We start from the raw sequence: 7,254 nt of genomic DNA, 5'->3' as shown, positions 1-7,254 counted from the left end.
TGGTCGGATTTCCGATCGGACCCGACGGATTTCCGACCGACCTGGTCGGAAAAAAATCGGCAGCACATCGCTGACCTGGCAAAACGCTCCCCCCTAATAAGCCCCCCCAAGAAGTTCTTCTCTCTCCCGTACCGCTGGCCGCAGCGGCACCGCCGCCTCGGCCTGGTCTTGTGACGGGCAAGCGAGAGAGACCTCGGCTTCGCCGGGCAGAGCAACCCCGCCTCTGCTGCTGGCCCGCCTTTGGCCTCAGCCGACGAACGTGTGCCCCACTCAACGTGCACATGGTCCCGGTCCGCGGTGGCCTCGCCGCAGCCCCACCCGCCCCGGCCACGCTTCTTCTCCTGGTGCCCGACCCCGTACCGGCCGCAGTCAAAGGCCGGCGGGTGGCGCCCCCGACGTGGACCGGCTTGCGGTGGTCACCACGACGGTGATGGGCCGCCGATACCCCCACCGGCCCGCCGCCTATTAACAGGCCGCTGCTCCTCCCGGCTCCCGGTGGTGGGTACGGCCCGCGCCGTACCCACCACCCCCGCTCGGGGTACCTCAGCCCGCCATCCGGCCCGAAACGATCTCGACCCCCGTCGCGCAGCAGGCCAAGGTCGTGACCCGAACCTGGGACTGCGGACGGTCGGAGAAACCGGACGGCCATGCTCCGGACAGAACCGGCGAGCTGCAAGCGCAAGGGCCTGTTAATAGCCCAGAGGAGGGGGGCGCGGCCGCGTCACCCATTCGGGTGACGCGGCCGCGCCGTGGGACGTCCCTGGGAGAGTCCGTGCAGGTCAGAACATAAAAAGGGGCCCTTCGGGCACGACCTTCAAGGCCCCATCGGCTTCGCCGATGAACACAGACGCCCTTCGGGCGGCGACTACAGGAGCAAGGCGGCGCGTCCCTGAGCGGGCCTGTGCGGCTCTCCGGTGCTGATCGACACTCCCCGGCGCCGAGGCGGAGATCGGCGCTCCGGACCCCCTCCACGCCCCGTATTGGGCCCGTTCCGCATGATCCTCCGGCCCGCCAAGTGCTGGTGTCGGTGCAGGTCAGGCCTTGCTTTGGGATAGAGCATCCGCATATGTGATGTTCAGTCTCTGAACGCGCCCGCCTAGGCCTTCCGACACGGGCGTGAGTAGTTGGCGTACGGGAAATCCCGGTCAGATTGATCTTGATCAGCCCTGCTGCCCGGTGTGCCGCCGCCAAGGCCGGCCCGTGCCCTGGCGGCGGCAGCGACTAGCTGCCCCCCTTCGGGCCCCCGTCCTGCGGCCGCCGCCACGCGGCATACAGCACCGTCGCGGCGGTGGCATATCCGGCGAGGTCTTGAGGGGTGCTGTGACCGACCAGGACAAAGACGCTGACGACCAGGAGCACCGCCAAGAAGACAAGAAGGTCACTGGGGATACGAGGGTCGCGAGACTTACGGTTGAAAGACATCGTTCTCTCTCCAGAGGGACGGGATCTGCCGCGCAGCGCGCCAACGTCATGCGGCAGGTCGGTGTGGAAGCGGGGCACCTCGTGGTGCCCCGCTTTCTATTGCGCCCCCGTTTCCCAAGTGCCTCGCACGCCCCGGACACTCGTCCCTCACATCCTGCTGTCACCTGGAGAAAGATCCGCTGCCAGTACTACGCTCGCTGACACTTACTGACACTCTGTCTTCACAGGGGGCCGTCTATGCAGCGCAGAGGGAGCCGCGGAGTGCAGATGCCTCCGCTGGAGGAGTTTCCTGAAGGCCCACGCCGGACAGTGCTTGAGAACTTGCACGCCCTGTACCGGGCAGCAGACAGACCCGGGGTACGCACGATCAGTGACGGCCTCGCCGATGGGGACTTCCGGGCCACGATGAACCGAACCCTCGTCTCACAGGTCTTCCGAGGCGATCAGTGGCCCACCGCTTGGCAACTGGACAGCCTCGTACGCTGGCTCACCAGGCGGGCGATCGACGGCAGAGACCCGGATGCCGAAGCCAACCGCTTCCTCGCGCTGTACCAGCACGCTGAAGTTGTGGGAGACCTGACCTCCAGAGCGCCCGTCGCAAGCCGGGCATCACTCATGGTCCTTTGCAATACCAAGCTCGGCTTGGGTGTGCTGCTCCAGGACGGAACGGTACTCACTCGCGCCAGCCTCGTTACAGAAGACGAGAACAGCCAGCCGGCCAGGCGTGGCCTTGCCGTCAGGGCAATCGACTCTTCCGGGCCTTGGACTGACGCAGATATCCTCTGGCGCGATCCGGAACTCAGTGGCTTGGCCGTCCTCGCGCCGAGCAGCAGGGTCGACGGGGCAGCGGGCGCAAGGTGGGGAACAGTGCCTCCGCCCGGATCACGAGTGAGGATCTACGGTGTGCACGATTCCCGCAGAGGAGAGGGCCTTCACCGCATCGCGGGAATCTGGCTCGCGGGCACAACGATGGGCCCGACGGGGTCAGATGGCGGCTGGCAGCTTGATGTATCCGTACCGCCAGACAGTGACGGCATGTCCCCGGCGAGAATCGGTAATTGGCTCGCGGGCGCCGCGGTTCTGGACGAATCGGGCCGCGTCGTTGGAGTCCTGTCTCACCAACTGCCGCAGACCAGCTTCTACTGGATGACCCCCTTCGACGTCATCACGGCGCAGGTTCCCTCGCTTGCTCGACGCCGGTAGGGCCGAGCTCGCCGATCAAGACCAATCTCACCGGGATTTCCCGCACGCCAACTACTCACACCCGGACACGGGGTGGGCACCGATGCGCAGGGCGGATTCCGACGCAACCATGGCTCTATCACGCGGTCGTGGGGACGGCCGCCGAGGGGAAGGGGTAGCCCATGGTGTTCGTCGGGACCCACGCCGAGTGGGGGCGTGTCGACGTCACGTTGCCGGACCTCGGATGCGGCCAGGACCGGACCGCGATTCACCGGCCGAAGGACGGACCGGCCCCGCTGGTCTGCCGGGACCCGGCGTGCGGGTGGGCGCTGCACCTGGTGCACGTCACCCACGGCGGCCGGGATCTCTGGTACCTGCGGCACGCGGACGGCGCCCCGCACTGCCCGACGGCCGGGGAGTCGATGGCGCATCACCTGTTGAAACTGGACCTGGCCCTGGCCGTCCGGGACGCCGGCGGGAAGGCCGAGCTGGAGGCGTTCGCGCCGGACGGATCCTGGCGGGCGGACGTCCTGGCGACGATGCCGGACGGCCGCCTGGTGGCGCTGGAGGCACAGGTGTCCGCCATCACGGTGGAGGACATCGAGCAGCGCACCGCCCGGTACTCGGCGGCCGGGGTTGAGGTCTGTTGGTTCACGGACCGGAAGACCGTGCCGTGGCTCGGCGCCGTGCCGGCGGTCCGACTGGCCCGGGCCGAGGACGACGGCCCGCTCTTGGTCGTCGCCGGGGCGGCCCGGTTCGTACCGGAGTGGTGCGTCCAGCGGCCGCTGTGCGAACGCGTCCCCGGTGCGCTCCCGTGCGGTGGACACGGTCGGTGGGTGGACGTCGCCGAGCTGGCGCTGGAGCAGTTCGTGGCGGCCCTGGTCGCGAACACCGTGCGCCCGTACCGGCTCCGGGTCGGGGAGCCGGTGCTCCGGTGGATCGCCCGGCGGTACTTCGAGTGGGAGGCCGAGCAGCTGGCGGCGTCCGAGGCGTACCGGCGGGCGGCCGAGCGGGCCGCGGCCGCCGAGCGGCGGCGAGAGCAGGACCAGGCCGACCACATGGCGCGTATCCGGGAGCTGGAGGCCCGCCAGGCCGGCCTTCGCCGCCCGGTCCGAGCGTGGGTGTGCCAGGAGACCGGGGATCCTGTCGCCGCCGTCCGTACGGGGAAGGACCCGGAACCCGCGTTCGCCATGGGGTTACCGGTGACGGTGCACGGTGAGCTGTACGGGGTGATCTGCCCGGTGGCCAGTCGTCTGCCTGCGCTGCGGCGGGAGCTGGAGGGGCTGGTGTTCTTCGCCGCAACGGAGCGGGAGGCGGCCCGTATCTCGGGGCAGGCTGCGCCGGGGCAACGGGTCGTCGTCCTGGAGGCCGAGGCGTCCGAGGTCCCCGAGCAGCGCGCCGGCGGCGGGGTCACCGTGACGCCGGTAGGCCGGGGCCCGGGCCACATCAGCGTTCGGGACATGGTCCGGATCATGACGGGCGTCGACAGGGTGTGAGCGCCGGGCGGCCCCGCCAATGGAAACGCCCCCGGCCTGCAGCGAGGGCCGGGGGCATTGGGTCCAACAGGTCTAAAGCGGTGTGAGGTGCAGCGCCCGGTCCAGGGAGCGCAGCAGCTCCGGCTCCCATCCGGCGCGGGGGACGTCCACGGCGAGCAGGCCGCCGGCGCTGAGCGCGGCGAGCTGGACCTGGTGCTCGATGCCGAGGCGCCAGGCCTCGCGCAGGACGTGGCGGGCCTCGTCGCGGGCTTTGCGGCCGGTGGTCGCGGCGTCGTTGGCGTCGGGCAGGGCGGCGAGGCTGCGGGCTGCCCGCCGGAGCCGGTCCATCAGCTCGGCGGCCCGCTCGGCGTCCGGCGCAGGCGGCACCAGGTGGAGCTCCGGGGCGGCGACTCCGCGGCGCAGCTGCTCCATTCGCACCGGCAGCGGCGACCAGCCCGGTGTCCCGGCGAGGTCGATGTTCACCTTCTCCACCGTGGCGCTGTAGGCGCGGCCGGTGCCGCGTGCCTGCAGGGCGGTGCCGGCGGGCCGGTACTCGGGCTCGACGTTCTCACCGACGACGCCCCCGTGGTTCCCGCGCACGGACACCCACAGCCAGTCGGCGCCGCCGGTGACGTCGCCCATCAGCATGCGGCGCACCAGGAGGTAGCGCTGCAGGGCGGCCCTGGTGGCCCGGCGCAGCGGGTAGACCTCGACGGACACCGGGCTGTCGGGGCGGGCGTTCTGCGGACGGCGTCGGATGCGGACCTCCCCCAGGGCGGGGGAGAGGTCCTCCAGGCGCAGCGCGCACAGCTCGCCGACCCGGGCGCCGGTGTCCAGGACGACCGAGGCCATGGCGAGCATCCGCACCCAGCGGGGGTAGCCGTGCTCCATCAGGCCGCCCTCGACGCTCCAGCGGGTACGGCGGCCGACGTAGTCGGACAGGGTCACCAGGCTTTCGCGCAGCTGCTCGCGCCGGGCCACGTCGACCGGCTCCTTGCGGGGGAGCTCCTTGAGCTGGCGCAGGTAGTGAACCTCGAGGCCGAGCTCCCGCTGGAGCAGGGCCATCACCCCGGAGCGCACCATCGCCGTCGCCTCGGAGGTCGGGCGCTTCTCGCCGCGGTCGCGGAGTTCGCCTTCCAGGGCGAGCTTCTCGTACGCCTTGAGCGACTCCGGGTCGAAGATGTCGGCCAGGTCGTCGCCGACGCCGTGCGGGTGGCCGGGGTGCTGGAGGGCACGGACCAGCTCGCGGGCGTGAGCCCGGATCTGCCGACGGCGGGCGTCAGAGGGGGCCTCCTCGCACACGGCGTCCACGGCCTCCTGGAGCTCGGGCATCTCGTCCAGGAGGTCAACCTTCTTCGTCACGCCCTGCACGGTAGCCACGTCCGGCCGGGGGTACTGACCGAACCGAGAATTAGACCCATTAGAACCAATAGGCCCAACCACCGCTGACGTGGTGCGGCAGAGGAGGGTGGCCGCCTGCCACGGGGTACCGGTACAGCGGCTCCCGTGGTGCGCGACAGCCCGGCGCGGACGAGGGTGGGGAGATGTCGATTCCCAAGCTGGTGATCTATGAGCCCGACGAGCGCGGCTGGCGGAAGGTCCGCTTCGACGGACAGATCCTCGGGACGGCCTACCGGGCCTCGGACATCCCGGAGCTGCTGAGGCAGGCCGGGATGGAGAACGCGGAGGACTTCGACCTCACGCCGGGCGAGTTCGTGGAGTGGCGCGGTGGCGGGCCGGAGACCTGGGCGGAGTCGCCGCCCTGACCGTGCCCTGACGCAGCAAGGGCCCCACCGAAAGCGGTGGGGCCCTCGTGGTCTGCGGCCAGCTACTTCGTGACCGGCGGCCCGCTCTTGAGGTTCTTGTTGCGGCGCTGGGGGAACTGCGCCCCGTTGTTGTACTCGCGCTCGTCGCGGCGCAGCTGCGCGAGGACGGCGGCCTCCACGTACGCGGACAGCGACACCGGGACGTCGGCGTCCTCGTCGTCGATCCGCTGGAGCGCGACCACGGCGTTGCGCAGCCGGTTCATGGTCTCCGGGCTCACGTACGCCGGGATCTTCTCCTTCGTGCCCGGGGCGGACGTCTTCTGGGCTCCCAGCTCCTTGCCGAGGAGGGTCCCCTGCCCGAAGGGCATTCCGTTGCTCATGCTGCAGCTCCCCGCGGCGCCACCAGCATGTGACCGAGCTGGTCGAAGTCACGCGTGGTGGTGGACCGCTTGTTGTACTCGCGGATGGACTGGTTCTCGTCGGGCGCGGTGGTGGCGTCCACCGACCTGCGGATGGGGCACACGAGCGCGTCCGGGTAGTGCGCGGCCATCTCGTTGCCGACCGAGCGGGAGATGATCGTCTTGCCCCAGGCCGTGAGCACGGCGGCCCGCACCCTCACGTCGTACTCCTCCTGGGCGTCGGCGATCGTCCGCCGCAGCGGCTCGTTGGACTTCTTGTCCAGGCCGCTGAGCTGGCTGGGCACCAGGACCTCGCCGCCGATCGCCAGGGTGAAGGTCGACAGCTTCCCGACCTTCGGCGGGCAGTCGACGATGGTGATGTCCACCGGCGCCTCGCTCCGCTTGATCGCCCGGCGCAGGGTGCGCTCGCCGTTAACCGCCGGGTCGTACTCGACGACCGCGCAGTCCTCGTAGCTGGGCACGATGTAGAGGTTCTTGTACCGGGTGTAGTACGTCGCCTCGTCCAGGCCGGCCTCGCCGTACATGACGTCCTTGAGCGTCAGCCGGTGCTTGGGGTCCAGGCCTTCGGGATAGACCGGCGACAGCCACCCCGTCAGGCCGGCGTCCTGCGGGTCGGCGTCGATGATGCGCACGGTGTAGCCCATCGCCGCCCAGGCGCACGCGAGCTCCAGGGTCGTGGTCGTCTTCCCGGCACCGCCCTTGCGGTTGAAGACGATGAAGACACGGTGCTCGCCCGGGGCGATCGGGGACGGCCCGGTGAACGAGGCAGGGAGCAGGATGCGCGGGCGCAGCTTGTTGGCCGGCTCCGTCCATTCACGTTCAAAGACGGTCGGCATGCGCAGCCGGTCCGGAATCTTCAACGGCTCCAGCGTTACCTGGACCATGGCTCTCTCCTCATTCGGGCCTCCCCGTGGACGACTTCCCGCCCGACCGTACCGTCTCGGCCTGGTCTGGACGCCCACCTCGCACCGCTCGGCCAGGCCGGGGAAA

The 7,254-nt window shown here is 70.2% G+C and carries 6 protein-coding genes; 3 read left to right on the top strand and 3 right to left on the bottom strand.

Going from position 1 to position 7,254, the window contains the following annotated elements; genetic code table 11:
- Positions 1 to 1,659 precede the first annotated feature (1,659 nt).
- On the top strand, positions 1,660 to 2,625 hold the full coding sequence (locus tag ACFYYJ_RS40460) for a serine protease (RefSeq protein WP_389139813.1): 966 nt from the start codon (positions 1,660 to 1,662) through the stop codon (positions 2,623 to 2,625).
- A gap of 161 nt (positions 2,626 to 2,786) precedes the next feature.
- On the top strand, positions 2,787 to 4,100 hold the full coding sequence (locus ACFYYJ_RS40455) for a competence protein CoiA family protein (RefSeq protein WP_389139809.1): 1,314 nt from the start codon (positions 2,787 to 2,789) through the stop codon (positions 4,098 to 4,100).
- 72 nt (positions 4,101 to 4,172) lie between these two features.
- Here ACFYYJ_RS40455 and ACFYYJ_RS40450 read toward each other — a convergent pair whose 3' ends face one another.
- Entirely contained in the window at positions 4,173 to 5,441 is a 1,269-nt protein-coding gene (locus ACFYYJ_RS40450; protein ID WP_389139806.1) for a hypothetical protein, read from the bottom strand.
- Between the two features lie 182 nt (positions 5,442 to 5,623).
- Here ACFYYJ_RS40450 and ACFYYJ_RS40445 point away from each other — a divergent pair, with 182 nt between their 5' ends.
- Complete coding sequence (locus tag ACFYYJ_RS40445) at positions 5,624 to 5,845, top strand: hypothetical protein (RefSeq protein WP_389139803.1); 222 nt, start codon at positions 5,624 to 5,626, stop codon at positions 5,843 to 5,845.
- A 62-nt stretch (positions 5,846 to 5,907) separates the two neighbouring features.
- Here the strand turns inward: ACFYYJ_RS40445 and ACFYYJ_RS40440 are convergent, their stop codons facing one another.
- Both ACFYYJ_RS40440 and ACFYYJ_RS40435 read right to left on the bottom strand, forming a co-directional pair.
- Complete coding sequence (locus ACFYYJ_RS40440) at positions 5,908 to 6,225, bottom strand: hypothetical protein (RefSeq protein ID WP_389139800.1); 318 nt, start codon at positions 6,223 to 6,225, stop codon at positions 5,908 to 5,910.
- Positions 6,222 to 7,148 carry a ParA family protein gene (locus ACFYYJ_RS40435; protein ID WP_389139797.1) on the bottom strand — a complete coding sequence of 309 codons (927 nt, stop codon included), beginning with the start codon at positions 7,146 to 7,148 and terminating at the stop codon, positions 6,222 to 6,224. Before ACFYYJ_RS40435 ends, ACFYYJ_RS40440 begins: the two co-directional genes overlap by 4 nt.
- Positions 7,149 to 7,254: the final 106 nt, after the last annotated feature.

Source organism: Streptomyces sp. NPDC002467, from assembly GCF_042889825.1.
Classification (GTDB): domain Bacteria; phylum Actinomycetota; class Actinomycetes; order Streptomycetales; family Streptomycetaceae; genus Streptomyces.
This window is presented reverse-complemented; position numbering and strand designations above follow the sequence as displayed.